The following is a 15,538-nucleotide window of genomic DNA, read 5'->3' as shown; positions in this document are numbered from 1 at the left end:
TTGCTTCTCCCCTGCTGCTCCCTGTCGTTCCCCGGGCGGGGTCAGGGGGTGAGGGCGTCCGGGGTGAGGATCACCGAGCGGGTGAGGTGGCGGGGCCGGTCGGGGTCGAGGCCGCGGGCCGCGGCGACGGCGACGGCGAGGCGCTGGGCGCGGACCAGTTCGGCGAGCGGGTCGAGGCCGCCGGGCACCCACAACGCGCCGGTGGCGCCGACCTGTTCGGCCAGGCCCTCGGGCGCCTCGCCGAACATCCAGGTGGCCGTGCCGGCGGTGGTGACGCTGATGGGCCCGTGCCGGTACTCCATCGCCGGGTACGCCTCGGTCCAGGACAGCGACGCCTCGCGCATCTTCAGCGCCGCCTCGTTGGCCAGGCCGACGGTCCAGCCCCGGCCGAGGAAGGCGAACTGGGTGCACTCGACGAGACCGGCGGGCAGCGGGTCCGCGAGCGCGGTGCGGGCGTCGGCGACGGCGGCCTCGGTGTGCAGGCCGAGGTGGGCGCGGAGCACGGTGAGGGCGGTGGTGGCGAACCGGGTCTGCACCACCGAGCGTTCGTCGGCGAAGTCGAGGACCACCACGTCGTCGGCGGCGTCCATGACGGGCGTGGCGGGGTCGGCGGTGAGCGCGACGGTGCGGGTGCGTCCGCGCGCGGCGCGCAGCAGGTCGAGGACCTCGGTGGTGGTGCCGGACCGGGTGAGGGCGACGATCCGGTCGTACGCGCGGCCTTGGGGGAACTCGGAGGCGGCGAAGGCGTCCGTCTCGCCCTGCCCGGCGTCCTCGCGCAGCGCGGCGATCGACTGGGCCATGAAGTACGAGGTGCCGCAGCCGACCACGGCCACCCGCTCACCGGCCGCCGGTAGCGCCGCCGCGTGCCGCGCCGCCTCCTCGGCGGCCCTGGTCCAGCATTCGGGCTGGCTGGTGAGTTCGTCCTCGACGTATGTCATGCCCGCACACTCCCCGCATCGCGTCACTGAGTCCTGCTGCTTGTTCCTGCAAGATATAGCGAGCTTTCAATCACAATCAAGCACTTCTGGGAAGACGTCTCCGTCGGGCTCGGCCGGGTGCCGCCGAGGGGTCTAGGGTCGGCGGAAGATCGAGGAACGGAGGCGCGGATGTCGCGCGACGCCCGCTGGAAGGCGCTGCTGGAGCTGCTCGTGGAGCGGGGCCGGCTGGACGTCGAGGAGGCGGCGGCCGAGCTGGAGGTGTCGGCGGCGACGATCCGGCGCGACTTCGACCGGCTCGCCGAGCAGCAGATGCTCGTGCGCACGCGTGGCGGCGCGGTCGTGCACGGGGTGTCGTACGAGCTGCCGCTGCGCTACAAGACGGCCCGCCGGGCCTCCGAGAAGCAGCGGATCGCGCAGGCGGTGGCCGCTCTGGTGGCGCCGGGCGAGGCGGTCGGACTGACCGGCGGCACGACCACCACCGAGGTGGCCCGCGCGCTGGCGGTCCGCGCCGACCTGGCGGGCGGCACACCCGCGCTGACCGTGGTCACCAACGCGCTGAACATCGCCAACGAGCTGGCCGTGCGGCCACAGTTCAAGATCGTGGTGACCGGCGGGGTCGCGCGGGCGCAGAGCTACGAGCTGATCGGGCCGCTGGCGGACGGCGTGCTGGGCCAGATCACGCTGGACGTGGCGGTGCTCGGCGTCGTCGCCTTCGACGCCGAGCACGGCGCCGCCGCGCACGACGAGGCGGAGGCCGGGATCAACCGGCTGCTGTGCGAGCGCGCCGAGCGGGTGGTGGTGGCCGCCGACTCCAGCAAGCTGGGCCGGCGCGCGTTCGCCCGGATCTGCGCGGCCGGGGCGGTGGACACGTTGGTGACCGACGAGGCGGCGGACCCGGCGGCGGTCCGCGCCTTCGAGGAGGCGGGGGTCCGGGTCGTCACGGCGTGAGCCGGTGGCGGGGCCCGGGCGGCACGGTGTGCCCTCCGGCGGGGGTCAGTGCCCGTGCCCGTCCTCGGAGTGTGCCGGCGCGGTGGGCGCCGCCGCCCCTGCCCGCACGGTGAAGGCCGCCGTGTGGACCTTGCCCTGGTGGCGGAAGTCCAGGAAGAGGCGGTAGGTGCCGGCGCTCGGCGCGGTCGCGGCGAAGGAGACCCCCGGTCCCGGCTCGGTGGAGCCGTCGCCCGGTGCGCCGTTCGGGTGGACGTGCAGGTAGGCGAGGTCGCCGGCGCGCAGGGCGACGAGGTGGCCGTAGGCGCCGAGGTAGGGCTGGAGGTCGGTGACGGGCCGGCCGTCGCGGGAGACCTTGAACGCCAGGTCACCCTCCTCGCCGGGGTGCAGTGACCCGGCCAGGTCGACCCGGTAGCCGTCGACGCGAGCGGTCCGCCCGGGGGCGGGCAGCCGTGCTGGCTCGAAGTCGCCGCCGGCCGCGAGGTCCGCGCCGAGGACGAGATTGCGGGCTCCCTCACGGGCGGGGGTGAAGTCGGCGAAGACGCGGTAGCCGCCGGCGCGCGGCAGGTCGACGGGGGTGCTCCAGGAGCCGTCGGCGGCCCGGACCGGGTGCAGGTGGCGGAAGGTGCCCAGGTCGTGCGAGGCGAGGATGAGGTGCAGCTCCTTGTCGTGCTCGCGCCGGTAGGCCGTGAGGGGCTTGCCGGCGTCGTCCCGGACGGTGAAGCGCAGCTCGGTGGGCCGGCCGGCGCGGACACGCGGGGTGGCGAGGTGCAGCGCGTAGCCGCCCTCGGTGATCTGCAGCCCGCCGGCCGGCGGCGCCTCATGGCCCGCGTGCCCGTCGCCCGGAGCCGTCGACGTCTCCTCCGCGTGCTCCTCGTGCGGCGCGGCCGCACTGTCCGCGACCACCGGGTCCAGGCCCTGACCCACGCCGTAGGCCGTGCCGAAGCTGGCGGCAAGGGCGGTGGCGAATGCGGCGATCCTCACTCCGGTACGCATGACGGCGGTCCCCTCACAGGCGGGCCCCGGCCGGTCCGGATGCCCTTCTCATGTTCTTCACCATACCCCCTGAGGGTATCGGGTCAAGTGATCCAGCCGCTTGCGTCATGTACCCCCTAGGGGTATACATGACCTCGACGGGCGACATACCCCCGCCCCGTAACCGGCCAGCCGCAGGAGGAACCATGACCTCGACCGCCCCCACCGTCCGCACCACCTACGCCGTCACCGGGATGACCTGCGGCTGCTGCGAGGGCAAGGTCAGCCGGGCCGTCGGCGCACTGGAGGGCGTCACGGCCGTGGACGTCCAGCGGGACGCCGGTCGGGTCACCGTCACCGGCACCGCCGCACCGGACGACAACGCCGTCGCCGCGGCCCTCACCGAGGCCGGCTTCGAGCTGACCGGCCGCGCCTGACACCGCATTCCCCGACCCGCACGAGGAGCAGCCATGAGCACCGTGACGACCGGCCCCCTTGCCGAGGTGGAACTCGCCATCGGCGGCATGACCTGCGCCTCGTGCGCCGCCCGGGTCGAGAAGAAGCTCAACCGGATGGACGGCGTCACCGCCACCGTCAACTACGCGACGGAGAAAGCGAAGGTGAGCTACGGCGGTGACGTGTCCGTCCCCGACCTGATCGCCACCGTCGAGGCGACCGGCTACACCGCCCGCGAGCCGGAGCCCGCGCGCCGCGCGGCGGAACCGGATGCCGAGACGCGGGAGCCGGACGAACTGCGCCCGCTCAGGCAGCGGTTGACCACCGCCGTACTGCTGGCCGTCCCGGTCGTCGTCCTGGCGATGGTGCCCGCCTGGCAGTTCGACTACTGGCAGTGGCTCTCGCTGACCCTGGCCGCGCCCGTCGTCACCTACGCCGCCTGGCCCTTCCACCGGGCCGCGTTCACCAACGCCCGGCACGGCGCGGCCACCATGGACACGCTGATCTCGGTCGGCACCTCGGCGGCGTTCCTGTGGTCGCTGTGGGCCCTGTTCCTCGGCAGCGCGGGGACGCCCGGCATGACGCACCCCTTCGAGCTGACCGTCGCCCGCGGCGACGGCGCCGGGAACATCTACCTGGAGGCCGCGGCCGGCGTCACCGCCTTCATCCTGGCCGGCCGCTACTTCGAGGCGCGCGCCAAGCGCAAGGCGGGGGCCGCGCTGCGGGCGCTGCTCGAACTGGGCGCCAAGGACGTCACCGTGCTGCGGGACGGGGGCGAGCAGCGGATCCCGGTGGCCGAACTGCGCGCCGGTGACCGCTTCCTGGTCCGTCCCGGCGAGAAGATCGCCACCGACGGCACGGTCGTGGAGGGGTCCTCCGCCGTCGACGCGTCGATGCTCACCGGCGAGTCGGTGCCGGTCGAGGTCGCGGTCGGCGACGCCGTCACCGGCGCGACCGTGAACGCCGGCGGTCGGCTGGTGGTCGAGGCGACCCGGGTCGGCGCCGACACCCAACTGGCCCGGATGGCCGGGCTCGTGGAGGACGCGCAGAACGGCAAGGCCGCCGCGCAGCGGCTCGCCGATCGCGTCTCGGCCGTCTTCGTGCCGGTCGTCATCGCGCTGGCCCTGGCCACCCTGGGCTTCTGGGTCGGCAACGGCGCGGGTGCCACCGCCTCGTTCACCGCCGCCGTGGCCGTACTGATCATCGCCTGCCCGTGCGCCCTGGGCCTCGCCACCCCGACCGCGCTGATGGTCGGCACCGGGCGGGGCGCACAGCTCGGCATCCTGATCAAGGGCCCGGAGGTGCTGGAGTCCACCCGGCGCGTCGACACGGTCGTCCTGGACAAGACCGGCACCGTCACCACCGGCCGGATGACCCTGCTGGCCGTGCACCCCGCCGACGGGGTCGCCGAGGACGAGGTCCTGCGGCTGGCCGGGGCCCTGGAGCACGCCTCCGAGCACCCGATCGCCCAGGCGGTGGCGGCGGGCGCGGCCGACCGGGTCGGCACGCTGCCCGTGCCGGAGGACTTCGCGGGCGTGCCGGGCCTCGGCGTGCAGGGCGTCGTCGAGGGCCATGCCGTGCTGGTGGGGCGCGAGCGGCTGCTGACGGAGTGGGCCATGGAGCTGCCGGCCGGGCTCGCCCGGACCAAGGCCGACGCGGAGGCCCGGGGGCGTACCGCGGTGGCGGTCGCCTGGGACGGCGAGCCGCGGGCGGTCCTGGAGGTCGCCGACGCGGTCAAGGACACCAGCGCCGAGGCCGTGGCACGGCTGCGGTCGCTCGGGCTGACGCCGGTCCTGCTGACCGGGGACAACGAGGCGGTCGCCCGGGCGGTGGCCGCGGAGGTCGGCATCGACGCCGGGCACGTGTTCGCCGAGGTCATGCCGCAGGACAAGGTCGACGTCGTCAAGCGGCTGCAGAGCGAGGGCCGTTCGGTGGCGATGGTCGGCGACGGGGTCAACGACGCCGCCGCGCTCGCCCAGGCCGACCTCGGCCTCGCCATGGGCACCGGCACGGACGCCGCCATCGAGGCGGCCGACCTCACCCTGGTGCGGGGCGACCTGCGCGCCGCCGCGGACGCGATCCGGCTGGCCCGCCGGACGCTGGGCACGATCAGGTCCAACCTCTTCTGGGCCTTCGCCTACAACGTCGCCGCGCTGCCGCTGGCCGCGGCGGGGCTGCTCAACCCGATGATCGCCGGGGCGGCCATGGCCTTCTCGTCGGTCTTCGTGGTCGCCAACAGCCTGCGGCTGCGGGGCTTCCGGGCACAGGGCTGAGACGCTCCCGCCCGTGGCCTGGCGCCACCGCCTCTAGCCGGTGCCGGACGGGCGGCCACCCCGCGGGCACGCGCGAGCCGCCCGCCGACCGCGACACCGGTCCGCGGGCGGCCTCGTCATCGGGCGTCGGACGCCGAGTCGCCCGTACGGTCCCGGCCGGGGAGCCGTGCCATCGCATCCGCGTGAGGCTGGGCCGACGGGACCGGGGGCCCAGCCCGGTTCCCTCCGTCGCACCGGCCGCGGCACGACCGCCGCCGCCCGCCTCGCGGAGCAGGAGCCCATGACCGAACCGACCGACACCAGCACCGGCACCGGCACCGGCACCGGCGACCTCGCCCCGGGTCCGTCCGCCCGTTCCCGTCGTGAGGCGCTCGGCGCCGTGCTCGGGGATCTGCGGGCCGTGGACGGCGCCCTGTACGCGGCGGTGGCCGCCACCTCCACGCCCACGCTGGACCGGGCGCTGCGGCGGCTGTCCCACGCCGCCGACCACTCCAAAGTGTCGCTCACCGTCGCGGCCCTCCTCGCGCTCGGCGGGGAGCGGCCCCGCCGGGCCGCGCTGGCCGGGACGGGGGCCGTCGCCATCGCCTCCGCCTCGGCCAACCTGCTCGGCAAGCGGCTGGTGCGCCGGGCCCGCCCGGACCGGGAGGCGGCCCGGGTGTCGGTGGACCGGTACGTGCCCATGCCGGCCTCGGCGTCCTTCCCGTCCGGGCACACCGCCTCGGCCGTCGCCTTCGCCACCGCGGTCGGGGTCGTCCTGCCGGCCCTGGCGGTGCCACTGGGGGCGCTGGCCGCCGCCGTCGGCTACTCCCGGGTGCACACGGGAGTGCACTACCCCGGCGACGTGGCCGCGGGCGCCGTCCTCGGCCTGGCCGGCGCCGCGGCGGCCCTCGCGGTGACGCGGCCGGCGCTGCCCGTACGGGGCGCCACCGTTTGCGGGCGCGGGGGACGGCTGGTCGACTGACGCGGGGGGCCGGATCCGGTCCCCCGGTGCGGGCTCACATCTCTCGGTCCCCTTCGAAGGAGTCAGGCGTGAACACACCCCAGTCGTCGGGCGCGGCGCACCGGTCCGACGGCAGCCAGCCCTGGCTGCACCAGCAGGGCCGGACGATCCAGGAGTTCGGCACCGTCAAGCAGTTCCCGGTGGCGCTCTCCATGGAGACCCGGCTCTACTCCTGCCAGCGGCTCAACAAGGTCCTGGCGGACACCCGGATCCTGCACGACCTGTACAAGAAGTACCACTGGCTGATGCGCGGGGCGACGTTCTACCAGCTGCACCTCCTCCTCGACAAGCACGCGGGCGAGCAGCTGGAGCTGATCGACTCCCTCGCGGAGCGCGTCCAGACGCTGGGCGGCGTCGCGGTCGGCGACCCCCGTCATGTCGCCGAACTCACCGCCGTACCCCGTCCGCCGGACGGTGTGGAGGAGGTGCCGGCGATGCTCTCGCGCCTCCTGGAGGCGCACGAGCTGATCCTGGCCGACTGCCACGACGCCGCGTCCCGCACGCAGGAGCTGGGCGACGACGGGACGAACGACCTGCTCGTGTCCGACGTGGTGCGCACCAACGAACTGCAGGCGTGGTTCGTGGCGGAGCACCTGGTGGACACACCGCTCGTACGCGTCTGACGGCCCCCGGTCCCCAGGTGTCACCCCGCCCCGCGCAGGAGAGCGCCCGTCATGGCTGAGACGTCCCACGGAACCCACGGCGCCCACGCCCGCCCCCCGACCCGCCGGGAGCGGTGGTCGGCCTTCCGGCAGTCCCCGTTCTGGCCGGCCGTCGTGCTGGTGCTGATCCTCGCGGCGGCGGCCGGCCTCTTCGCCGGCTCCTACACGTACTCCATGGCCGACCCGACGCCCCGCTCGATTCCCACGGCCGTGGTCGGCGGCTACGAGCAGGCGCGCGGGCGTGCGTTCCTGGGCGGTCTGGAGAAGGCGCTGAACGCCTCCGTGAAGGTGCACACCTACCGGGACACCGGCCGGGCCCGGCAGGCACTGGAGGACCAGCAGGTCTTCGCGATCTTCGAGATCCGCGGCGACGGCCGCACCGCGGTCCTGGACCTGTCCAGCGCCTCCGGCGCCTCGGTGGCGCAGGTGCTGTCGGACGCGGCCCCGGCGGTGGGCAAGGAGACGGGCGTCCGGGTCACGGTGCGGGACGTCAACCCGCTCCAGCGGGGCGACCCGCGCGGCCTCGCCATCTTCTACATCTCGCTGGCCGCGGTGATCATCGGCTTCGTCGGGGCGATCCAGCTCAGCGTGCACGCCCGGACGCTGACCCCGTTCGAACGCATCCTCTTCACCGTCGCCTACGCGCTGCTCGGCGCCTTCGCCATCGCCGCGACGGTGGACTGGCTGCTCGGCGCGCTGCGGCTGCCGTTCGCGGAGTCGTGGGCCATCCTCGCGCTCACCCTGTTCACCAGCGGCATGGTCTTCACCATGTTCAACACCCTGGTCGGCCGCTGGGCGATGCTGCCGACCTGGGGCCTGATGGTGCTGCTCGGCAATCCCTCCTCCGGCGGCGCGGTCTCCTGGCCGCTGCTGCCCTCCCCGCTGGGCACCATCGGCCAGTGGCTGCCGCCCGGCGCCTCGGTCAACGCGCAGCACACGGCCGTGTACTTCCAGGGCCACCAGCACCTGTTCCCCTACCTGGTCCTGGGCGGCTGGGCCCTGCTGTCCTGCGCCGTCTTCTGGACCTGGCGCCACCGCCACCCCGGCGGCCGGGAACGCCGGCCGGCGCACGGGGACGGTGTGGTGGCGGCGTAGGGGCGTGGCGGGTGCGCGGGGACGGTGTGCGGCGTAGGGGGCGTGGCGGCTGCGCGGGCACGGTGTGGTGGCGGCGTAGGGGCGTGGCGGGTGCGCGGGGCGCACTGCGACCATGGGGAGCGGCCAGCACCCCCACCGGAACCGCAGGAGCCCCCATGACCCTCGACGTCGCCGCGATCCGCGCCCGGATACCCGCCCTGAAGTCCGGCTCCGCCCGCTTCGACGGACCCGGCGGCACGCAGACCCCGCAGCCGGTGATCGACGCCATCGCGGAGGCCCTGTCCCGCCCGCTGGCCAACCGGGGCCGGACCACCGAGGGTGAGCGCAACGCGGACGCCCTCGTGGCCGAGGCACGCGGCGCGCTGGCCGACCTGCTGGCCGCCGATCCGCGGGGCGTGGTCCTCGGACGCAGCGCCACCCAGCTGGCCTACGACCTGTCCCGGACCCTCGCCAAGGGCTGGGGGCCGGGCGACGAGGTGGTCGTGACCCGGCTCGACCACGACTCCAACGTCCGCCCCTGGATCCAGGCGGCCGAGGCGGCCGGGGCGACGGTGCGCCGGGCGGACTTCGACCCGGCGACCGGCGAACTGCTTCCCGAGCACATCGAGGCGGCCCTCTCCGAGCGGACCCGCCTGGTGGCGGTCACCGCCGCGTCCAACCTGATCGGCACCCGCCCGGACATCCCCGCCATCGCCGCCGTGACCCACCGCGCCGGCGCGCTGCTGCATGTGGACGCCGTGCACTACGCCTCGCACGCCGCCGTGGACCTGACGGCGCTGGGTGCGGACACGCTGGTCTGCTCGCCGTACAAGTTCCTCGGCCCGCACCTGGGCGTGCTGGCGGCCGACCCGGACTTCCTGGAGACCCTGCACCCCGACAAGCTGCTGCCCTCCAGCGACGCCGTCCCCGAGCGCTTCGAGCTGGGGACCCTGCCCTACGAACTCCTGGCCGGCACCCGCGCCGCGGTGGACTTCCTCGCCGATCTGGCCCCGGGCACACCCGGCCACGACCGCCGCGCCCGCCTGACGGCGTCCTTCGCCGCCCTGGAACACCACGAGGACGCCCTGCGCACCCGCATCGAGGAGGGCCTGGCCGCCCTGGGCGGCGTCACGCTCCACTCCCGCGCCGCGCACCGCACCCCCACTCTCCTCTTCACGGTCGAGGGCCTGCGCCCGGCCGAGGTCTCCCAGCACCTGGCCAGCCATGCCGTGGACGCCCCGTCCGGCTCCTTCTACGCCCTGGAGACCTCCCGCCACCTGGGCCTCGGCGACGAGGGCGGCACGCGCGTGGGCCTCGCCCCGTACACCGACGGGGAGGACGTCGACCGCCTGCTGACGGCGCTGGCCAGCCTGCCGCGCTGAGGTCGGCGGGACCGCTCAGCGCGGCGGCAGCCGGGTACCGACGAGCACACCGAGGTCGGCCGCGAGGCGGAGCTCCGCGGTGTGCAGCTCCGGGTGCTCGAGCCAGTGCAGCCGGGGCCGGTCGGGTGCGCCGTCGTAACGCGGTGGCCAGGTGGTGGCCGGAGTGAAGTCGTCGACGACGACGGTGCCGCCGGCGCGGAGCAGGCGCGCGGGATCGGCGACACCGTCCCCCTTGGCCTGCCCGCCGCCGTCGAGCACGAGCAGGTCGTAGGGGGCGTGCTCCTCGATCCGCCGCCAGTCGCCGTGCAGGATCTCGACCTGGTCGCTGCCCCGGAAGACGTCGGCGGCGACGCGGGCCCGCCCCGCGTCGCGCTCGACGCCGACCAGCCGGGTGCCCGCCGACGCGCCCGAGGCCAGCCAGGCGAGACCGACACCGCACCCCGTCCCGGTCTCGGCGATACGGTGGGGCGCCCCCGGCGGCCAACACCTGGAGCAGACGCCCCTGTTCGGGCCGGCAGGAGAACGCGAACGCATGCGCCCGCGCCGCCTCGACGGCTCGCCGCACCAACACCGGCAGCGCGCCGACGTCCCGATAGGCATCGGTTCCCCTCAGCGACATGCCCCGCATTATGGCTCCCCCCGGCAGCGCCCCACCCCGCATCACGGCCGCCGCCCCCTCCCTTGCCCCACCTCCCAGCGGCACCTAGCCTGACTTTGTGCCGCTGATAAACAAACCCGCCTCGGACACCGCCGTCCCGGCCTCCACCCGCGACCTCACCCGCCTGCGCGTCGTCCTCACCACCTTCTTCGCCCTCGACGGCTTCGTCTTCGCGGGCTGGGTGGTGCGGATCCCGGACATCAAGGAGCGGACCGGCGCCTCGTCGGGGGCGCTGGGGCTGGCGCTGCTTGGGGTGTCGGCGGGGGCCGTCGTCACCATGACGCTGACCGGGCGGCTGTGCCGGCGGTACGGCAGCCACCCCGTCACCGTCGCCTGCGCGGTGCTGCTCTGCCTGAGCATCGTGCTCCCGGCGCTCACACACTCCGCGCTCGCGCTCGGCCTCGTCCTGCTGGTGTTCGGCTCGGCCTACGGGGGCATCAACGTGGCCTTCAACAGCGCCGCCGTCGATCTCGTGGCCGCACTACGGCGGCCGATCATGCCGAGCTTCCACGCCGCCTTCAGCCTGGGCGGCATGATCGGCGCCGGTCTCGGCGGGCTGGTCGCCGGGGCGCTGTCGCCGGTGACGCATCTGGCCGGACTCGGCGCGGTCGGCCTGCTCGTCACCCTCGTCGCCGGCCAGGCCCTGCTGCGCTGCCCGCCCGCCGCCGACCCGGACGACACGCCCCGCACCGAGAGCGCCCCGCGCCGGATGGACGGACGCACCCGGCGCCTCGTGGTCACCTTCGGCCTGATCGCCCTGTGCACGGCGTACGGCGAGGGCGCCATGGCCGACTGGGGTGCCCTGCACCTGAAGGAGGACCTCGGCGCCTCGCCCGGTCTGGCCGCGGTCGGGTACTCCTGCTTCGCGCTGGCGATGACCATCGGGCGGCTGACCGGCACGACCCTGCTGGAGCGCCTCGGCCGGACGCCGACCGTGGTGGCGGGCGGCACGACCGCCGTGGCCGGCATGCTGCTCGCCTCGCTCGCGCCCACGACCTGGGCGGCGCTGTTCGGCTTCGCGGTGACCGGGCTCGGTCTCGCCAACATCTTCCCGGTCGCGGTGGAGCGGGCGGGGGCGCTGGGCGGCCCCAGCGGGGTCGCGACCGCCTCCACCCTCGGCTACGGCGGCATGCTCCTCGGGCCGCCCGCGATCGGCTTCATGGCCGACTGGCTCTCGCTGCCGGCCGCGCTCACCAGCGTGGCGGTGCTGGCGGGCGTGGCCGTGCTCGTCGCGCTCGCCACCCGGCGCGCGGCGGCGTCCACGCCCTGAGCGACCTCTGCACCGAGGCTCATCCGCCCCTCGACCCGTGTCCCGTTGCGCGAGCGTTAAATGCCTACGCATTCAATGCATGCGCATGTACGGTTCCCGGCATGACCTCTCCGCTCACCACCACCCCCCGGGCCGAGGAGCGCTGGACCCCGCGCCTGTGGGGCACCCTGCTGGTGCTCTGCGCCGCGATGTTCCTCGACGCCCTCGACGTCTCGATGGTCGGCGTCGCGCTGCCCTCCATCGGTGCCGACCTGGGCCTGTCCACCGCGTCCCTGCAATGGGTCGTCAGCGGATACATCCTCGGCTACGGCGGGCTGCTGCTGCTCGGCGGACGGGCCGCCGACCTGCTGGGCCGGCGTCAGGTGTTCCTCATCGCGCTCGGCGTCTTCGCGGTGGCCTCGCTGCTCGGCGGCCTCGTCGACTCCGGGCCGCTGCTGATCGGCAGCCGCTTCGTCAAGGGCCTGAGCGCGGCGTTCACCGCGCCCGCCGGACTGTCCATCATCACCACGACCTTCGCCGAGGGCCCGCTGCGCAACCGCGCCCTGTCGATCTACACCACCTGCGGCGCCACCGGCTACTCGATGGGCCTGGTCTTCTCCGGCCTGCTCACCGAGGCCAGTTGGCGGCTGACCATGCTGCTGCCCGCACCCATCGCCCTCGTCGCCCTCGTCGCCGGCCTGAAGCTGCTGCCCCGCGGTCGCCGGGAGCGCGGCACCGGCGGCTACGACGTGCCCGGCGCCGTCCTCGGCACCGGCGCGATGCTGCTGCTGGTGTTCACCGTCGTGCGGGCCTCCGAGGCAGGCTGGGCGTCGGCGCGCACGATCCTCTCCTTCGTCGCCGTCGCCGTGCTGCTGGCCGCCTTCACCGCCGTCGAACTGCGCAGCCCCAGCCCGCTGATCCGGCTCGGTGTGCTGCGTTCCGGACCCCAGGTGCGGGCCCAGCTAGGCGCGCTGACCTTCTGCGGCAGCTACATCGGCTTCCAGTTCCTGGTCACCCTCTACACGCAGTCGCTGCTCGGCTGGTCGGCGCTGCACACCGCGCTGGCCTTCCTGCCCGCCGGCACGCTGGTGGCGCTGTCCGCCACCAAGATGGGCGCCGTCATCGACCGGTTCGGCACCGCGCGGCTGACCGCGGTGGGCTTCGCCCTGATGGTCGCCGGTTACCTGCTCTTCCTGCGCATCGACCTGAATCCGGTCTACGCGGCGGTCGTCCTGCCCACCATGCTGCTGGTCGGCGCGGCCTTCGCACTCACCTTCCCCTCGCTCAACGTGCAGGCCACCAACGGCGTGCCGGAGCACGAGCAGGGCATGGTCTCCGGCCTGCTGAACACCTCCGTCCAGGTGGGCGGCGCGATCTTCCTGGCCGTCGTCACCGCCGTCATCACCGCACACGCCCCCGCGGAGCCCGCCTCGCCCCAGGCCCTGCTCGACAGCTACCGGCCCGGCTTCACCGTGGTCACCTTCGTCGCGCTGGCCGGCCTGCTGATCAGCGCCACGGGGCTGCGCGGCCGGCCCCGCCCGAAGCGGGGGTCGGTCGTGGTCGCCCAGGGTGCTCCGCTGGAGCAGCCGGAGCCGGTGGCCGTGCCCGACTAGGCACCGGGTGCGGGGCAGATCCCCAGGACCGGCGGGGCGGCAGGCGAACAGGGGGCGCTTGCCGCCCCGCCCCCCTAGGGGAAGACTGGCGGTATGACGACCGGTCAGGGACGGCGCACTCAGGGCGAACGCGACGCGATCACCGTGGAGATCGGGTACGCGCTGTGCAGCGCGGCCTTCGCGGCGGTGGTGGTGTTCGGTGCCGTGGCCGGGCCGGCGTACGTGTTCGGACCGCCGGCCGGGATGCGGCGGGTACTGGTGGCGGCCGGCCTGGTGGTCGCCGTCGCCGTGTTCGGCGTGCGGGTGGCGAGCGTTCTGCTGCGGTTCGGACGCGCGGATCAGCCCAGCCAGCCCGGCCGGACCAGGCCCGACTCGTAGGCCAGCACGACCAGTTGGGCCCGGTCCCGGGCGCCCAGCTTCACCATCGTGCGGCTGACGTGGGTCTTGGCGGTGAGCGGGCTGACCACCAGGCGCCGGGCGATCTCGTCGTTGGACAGGCCCATGCCGACCAGCGCCATCACCTCCCGCTCCCGCTCCGTGAGCAGGGCCAGCCGGCCCGCCGCCGCGGGCTCCTTCGAGCGCGCCGCGAACTCGGCGATCAGCCGCCGTGTCACGCCCGGCGAGAGCAGCGCGTCCCCGGCGACCACCGCCCTTACGGCGCGGAGGAGTTCGTCCGGTTCGGTGTCCTTCACCAGGAAGCCGGAGGCGCCCGAGCGGATCGCCTCGAAGACGTACTCGTCGAGTTCGAAGGTGGTGAGCATGACCACCCTCACCTCGCCGAGGTCCGGGTCGGCGGTGATCCGACGGGTCGCGGCCAGGCCGTCCAGGGCGGGCATCCGGATGTCCATCAGGACGACGTCGGGGCGCAGTTCGCGCACCGCCCGCGCCGCCTCGTCACCGTCGGCCGCCTCCCCGGCCACCGCGATGTCCGGCTGGGCGTCGAGGAGGGCCCGGAAGCCGGCCCTGACCAGCGACTGGTCGTCGGCGAGCAGTACGCGGATCACCGTTCCTCCTCCTCGGCCGCGGCGGGCACCACGGCGGTGACGGGCAGCTCGGCCAGTACCCGGAAGCCGCCGTCCGGGCGCGGGCCGCCTCGATGGTGCCGCCGAGCGCCGCCGCCCGCTCCCGCATGCCGGCCAGCCCGTGCCCGCTGCCGCCCGCCTCGGCCCCGGTCGCCGGCCCGTCGTCGTCCACGCGCAGCCGCAGGGTGCCGCCGTCCCGGCCGAACCGCACCCGCGCGCGCCGGGACCCCGAGTGCCGTACGACGTTGGTGAGGGCCTCCTGGACGATCCGGAACGCGGCCAGTCCGGTGCCCGGCGACAGCCGCGGCGGCTCGCCCTCGACCTCGACGGTGAGACCCGCGGCCGCCGCCTGCTCCACCAGCTCGGGCAGCCGGTCGAGGCCGGGAGCGGGTGCGCGCGGCGCGCCCCCGGGGGCGCGCAGGGTGCCGAGCACCTGGCGTACCTCGCCGAGCGCCTCCTTGCTCTTGGCGCGGATGGTGGTGAGCGCGGCACGGGTCTGCTCGGGGTCGGTGTCGAGCAGTGCGAGGCCCATGCCCGCCTGGACGTTGATGACCGAGATGCTGTGCGCGAGGACGTCGTGCAGCTCCCGGGCGATCCGCAGCCGCTCCCGGTCGGCGCGACGCCGGGCCGCCTCGGCCCGTTCGGCCCGCTCCCGCGCCCACTGCTCGCGCCTGACCCGGGCCAGCTCGGCCAGCGCGAGGACCGCCACCGCCCAGGTGGCGGTGACGGCCTGCTGCTCCCAGGGAGGGGCCCCGTCCCCGGCCGGCGGCAGCCACCGGTAGAGCCAGTGCGCCAGCAGGAGCTGCCCGGCCCACAGGGTCCCGACCGCCGCCCAGGCGGCCCGGCGGTGCCCGGCGACGACGGCGTGGAAGGAGGCCACGGCCACCGGCAGGAAGACCGGGCCGAAGGGGTAGCCGGCGGCCAGATAGAGCAGGGTGGCGGCGGCCGTGCCGGCCACGACCGCGACCGGATGGCTCCGCCGCCAGAGCAGTACGGCCCCGGCCCCGGCCAGCAGCGCCCAGGCGAGGGGGTCGAGGGCCGCCCGGTCCCCGTGCTGGGCGTGGGCGGCGAACCGCGAGCCGGTGAGGGCGAAGGCGGTGACGAGCACCGTGGACCGCCAGGGCGGGCGCCGGCGGCGCGGCTCCTCGTCGGCCCACGGGCCCCGCCACGCGCGCCGGGGCCGCCGGTCGCCGCGCGGCCAACCGTCCTCGGCCTCGCGGGCGCGCTGTCCGTCCATGACCGCCACGCTAGACGCCCGGGGCGGGCGACGGCGTCACCCGCGCGCGGTGGC

At 75.2% G+C, this 15,538-nt stretch carries 13 protein-coding genes and 2 pseudogenes; 10 read left to right on the top strand and 5 right to left on the bottom strand.

The genetic code is table 11. The features are described 5' to 3' along the window. Window positions 1–41: 41 nt before the first annotated feature. Window positions 42–938, bottom strand: a complete 897-nt coding sequence (locus tag ACGFZL_RS10340) for an SIS domain-containing protein (RefSeq protein WP_393690441.1) — start codon at window positions 936–938, stop codon at window positions 42–44. Window positions 939–1,106: 168 nt separating this feature from the next. Between ACGFZL_RS10340 and ACGFZL_RS10335 the strand changes: the two genes are divergently transcribed. Further along, window positions 1,107–1,886: a DeoR/GlpR family DNA-binding transcription regulator gene (locus tag ACGFZL_RS10335; RefSeq protein WP_355169055.1), complete on the top strand. Its 780-nt coding sequence runs from the start codon at window positions 1,107–1,109 to the stop codon at window positions 1,884–1,886. A gap of 45 nt (window positions 1,887–1,931) precedes the next feature. Here ACGFZL_RS10335 and ACGFZL_RS10330 read toward each other — a convergent pair whose 3' ends face one another. Then, the gene (locus ACGFZL_RS10330) at window positions 1,932–2,879 is read right to left on the bottom strand and encodes a hypothetical protein (RefSeq protein ID WP_393690440.1); all 948 of its coding nucleotides are present in this window, start codon (window positions 2,877–2,879) and stop codon (window positions 1,932–1,934) included. 185 nt (window positions 2,880–3,064) lie between these two features. Here ACGFZL_RS10330 and ACGFZL_RS10325 point away from each other — a divergent pair, with 185 nt between their 5' ends. From ACGFZL_RS10325 to ACGFZL_RS10300, 6 genes are all read left to right on the top strand, one after another. Then, a complete protein-coding gene (locus ACGFZL_RS10325; protein WP_355169058.1) occupies window positions 3,065–3,295 on the top strand; it encodes a heavy metal-associated domain-containing protein in 231 nt (76 codons plus the stop codon). Window positions 3,296–3,328: 33 nt separating this feature from the next. Continuing rightward, window positions 3,329–5,587 (top strand): heavy metal translocating P-type ATPase, encoded by a 2,259-nt coding sequence (locus ACGFZL_RS10320; protein WP_393690439.1) that lies wholly within the window; start codon window positions 3,329–3,331, stop codon window positions 5,585–5,587. A 280-nt stretch (window positions 5,588–5,867) separates the two neighbouring features. Next, window positions 5,868–6,548, top strand: coding sequence for a phosphatase PAP2 family protein (locus tag ACGFZL_RS10315; protein WP_393690438.1), 681 nt, complete (start codon window positions 5,868–5,870; stop codon window positions 6,546–6,548). Window positions 6,549–6,616: 68 nt separating this feature from the next. Beyond that, entirely contained in the window at window positions 6,617–7,210 is a 594-nt protein-coding gene (locus ACGFZL_RS10310; RefSeq protein ID WP_355169064.1) for a DNA starvation/stationary phase protection protein, read from the top strand. 51 nt (window positions 7,211–7,261) lie between these two features. Next, on the top strand, window positions 7,262–8,344 hold the full coding sequence (locus ACGFZL_RS10305; protein ID WP_393690437.1) for an ABC transporter permease: 1,083 nt from the start codon (window positions 7,262–7,264) through the stop codon (window positions 8,342–8,344). 155 nt (window positions 8,345–8,499) lie between these two features. Further along, a complete protein-coding gene (locus ACGFZL_RS10300) occupies window positions 8,500–9,705 on the top strand; it encodes a cysteine desulfurase-like protein (RefSeq protein ID WP_393690436.1) in 1,206 nt (401 codons plus the stop codon). A gap of 15 nt (window positions 9,706–9,720) precedes the next feature. Here ACGFZL_RS10300 and ACGFZL_RS10295 read toward each other — a convergent pair. After that, window positions 9,721–10,324, bottom strand: a pseudogene (locus tag ACGFZL_RS10295) (O-methyltransferase). A gap of 97 nt (window positions 10,325–10,421) precedes the next feature. Between ACGFZL_RS10295 and ACGFZL_RS10290 the strand changes: the two are divergent. The 3 genes from ACGFZL_RS10290 to ACGFZL_RS10280 all read left to right on the top strand — a co-directional run bounded on the left by ACGFZL_RS10290 (window position 10,422) and on the right by ACGFZL_RS10280 (window position 13,603). Further along, entirely contained in the window at window positions 10,422–11,633 is a 1,212-nt protein-coding gene (locus ACGFZL_RS10290; RefSeq protein ID WP_393690435.1) for an MFS transporter, read from the top strand. Window positions 11,634–11,734: 101 nt separating this feature from the next. Further along, window positions 11,735–13,225: an MFS transporter gene (locus ACGFZL_RS10285; RefSeq protein WP_393690434.1), complete on the top strand. Its 1,491-nt coding sequence runs from the start codon at window positions 11,735–11,737 to the stop codon at window positions 13,223–13,225. Window positions 13,226–13,318: 93 nt separating this feature from the next. Then, a complete protein-coding gene (locus ACGFZL_RS10280) occupies window positions 13,319–13,603 on the top strand; it encodes a DUF6332 family protein (RefSeq protein ID WP_393690433.1) in 285 nt (94 codons plus the stop codon). On the opposite strand, the gene ACGFZL_RS10275 is transcribed toward ACGFZL_RS10280, so the two are convergent. Then, window positions 13,564–14,229, bottom strand: coding sequence for a response regulator (locus ACGFZL_RS10275; RefSeq protein WP_393690432.1), 666 nt, complete (start codon window positions 14,227–14,229; stop codon window positions 13,564–13,566). The genes ACGFZL_RS10280 and ACGFZL_RS10275 overlap by 40 nt on opposite strands. Next, window positions 14,226–15,484: pseudogene (locus ACGFZL_RS10270) on the bottom strand (sensor histidine kinase). The gene ACGFZL_RS10275 and the pseudogene ACGFZL_RS10270 overlap by 4 nt, the downstream one beginning before the upstream one ends. Window positions 15,485–15,538: the final 54 nt, after the last annotated feature.

It is taken from the genome of Streptomyces sp. NPDC048182 (assembly GCF_043202555.1).
Classification (GTDB): Bacteria; Actinomycetota; Actinomycetes; order Streptomycetales; family Streptomycetaceae; genus Streptomyces.
The sequence above is the reverse complement of the archived record's forward strand: the minus strand, read 5'-3'. Positions and strand labels throughout refer to the sequence as shown.

Excerpts from the sequence above, each read along its gene's own strand:
- ACGFZL_RS10280 (WP_393690433.1), top strand. The coding sequence starts at position 13,319 with ATGACGACCGGTCAGGGACGGCGCACTCAGGGCGAACGCGACGCGATC.
- ACGFZL_RS10285 (WP_393690434.1), top strand. The coding sequence starts at position 11,735 with ATGACCTCTCCGCTCACCACCACCCCCCGGGCCGAGGAGCGCTGGACC.
- ACGFZL_RS10305 (WP_393690437.1), top strand. The coding sequence starts at position 7,262 with ATGGCTGAGACGTCCCACGGAACCCACGGCGCCCACGCCCGCCCCCCG.
- ACGFZL_RS10300 (WP_393690436.1), top strand. The coding sequence starts at position 8,500 with ATGACCCTCGACGTCGCCGCGATCCGCGCCCGGATACCCGCCCTGAAG.
- ACGFZL_RS10315 (WP_393690438.1), top strand. The coding sequence starts at position 5,868 with ATGACCGAACCGACCGACACCAGCACCGGCACCGGCACCGGCACCGGC.
- ACGFZL_RS10325 (WP_355169058.1), top strand. The coding sequence starts at position 3,065 with ATGACCTCGACCGCCCCCACCGTCCGCACCACCTACGCCGTCACCGGG.
- ACGFZL_RS10320 (WP_393690439.1), top strand. The coding sequence starts at position 3,329 with ATGAGCACCGTGACGACCGGCCCCCTTGCCGAGGTGGAACTCGCCATC.
- ACGFZL_RS10330 (WP_393690440.1), bottom strand. The coding sequence starts at position 2,879 with ATGCGTACCGGAGTGAGGATCGCCGCATTCGCCACCGCCCTTGCCGCC.
- ACGFZL_RS10335 (WP_355169055.1), top strand. The coding sequence starts at position 1,107 with ATGTCGCGCGACGCCCGCTGGAAGGCGCTGCTGGAGCTGCTCGTGGAG.
- ACGFZL_RS10340 (WP_393690441.1), bottom strand. The coding sequence starts at position 938 with ATGACATACGTCGAGGACGAACTCACCAGCCAGCCCGAATGCTGGACC.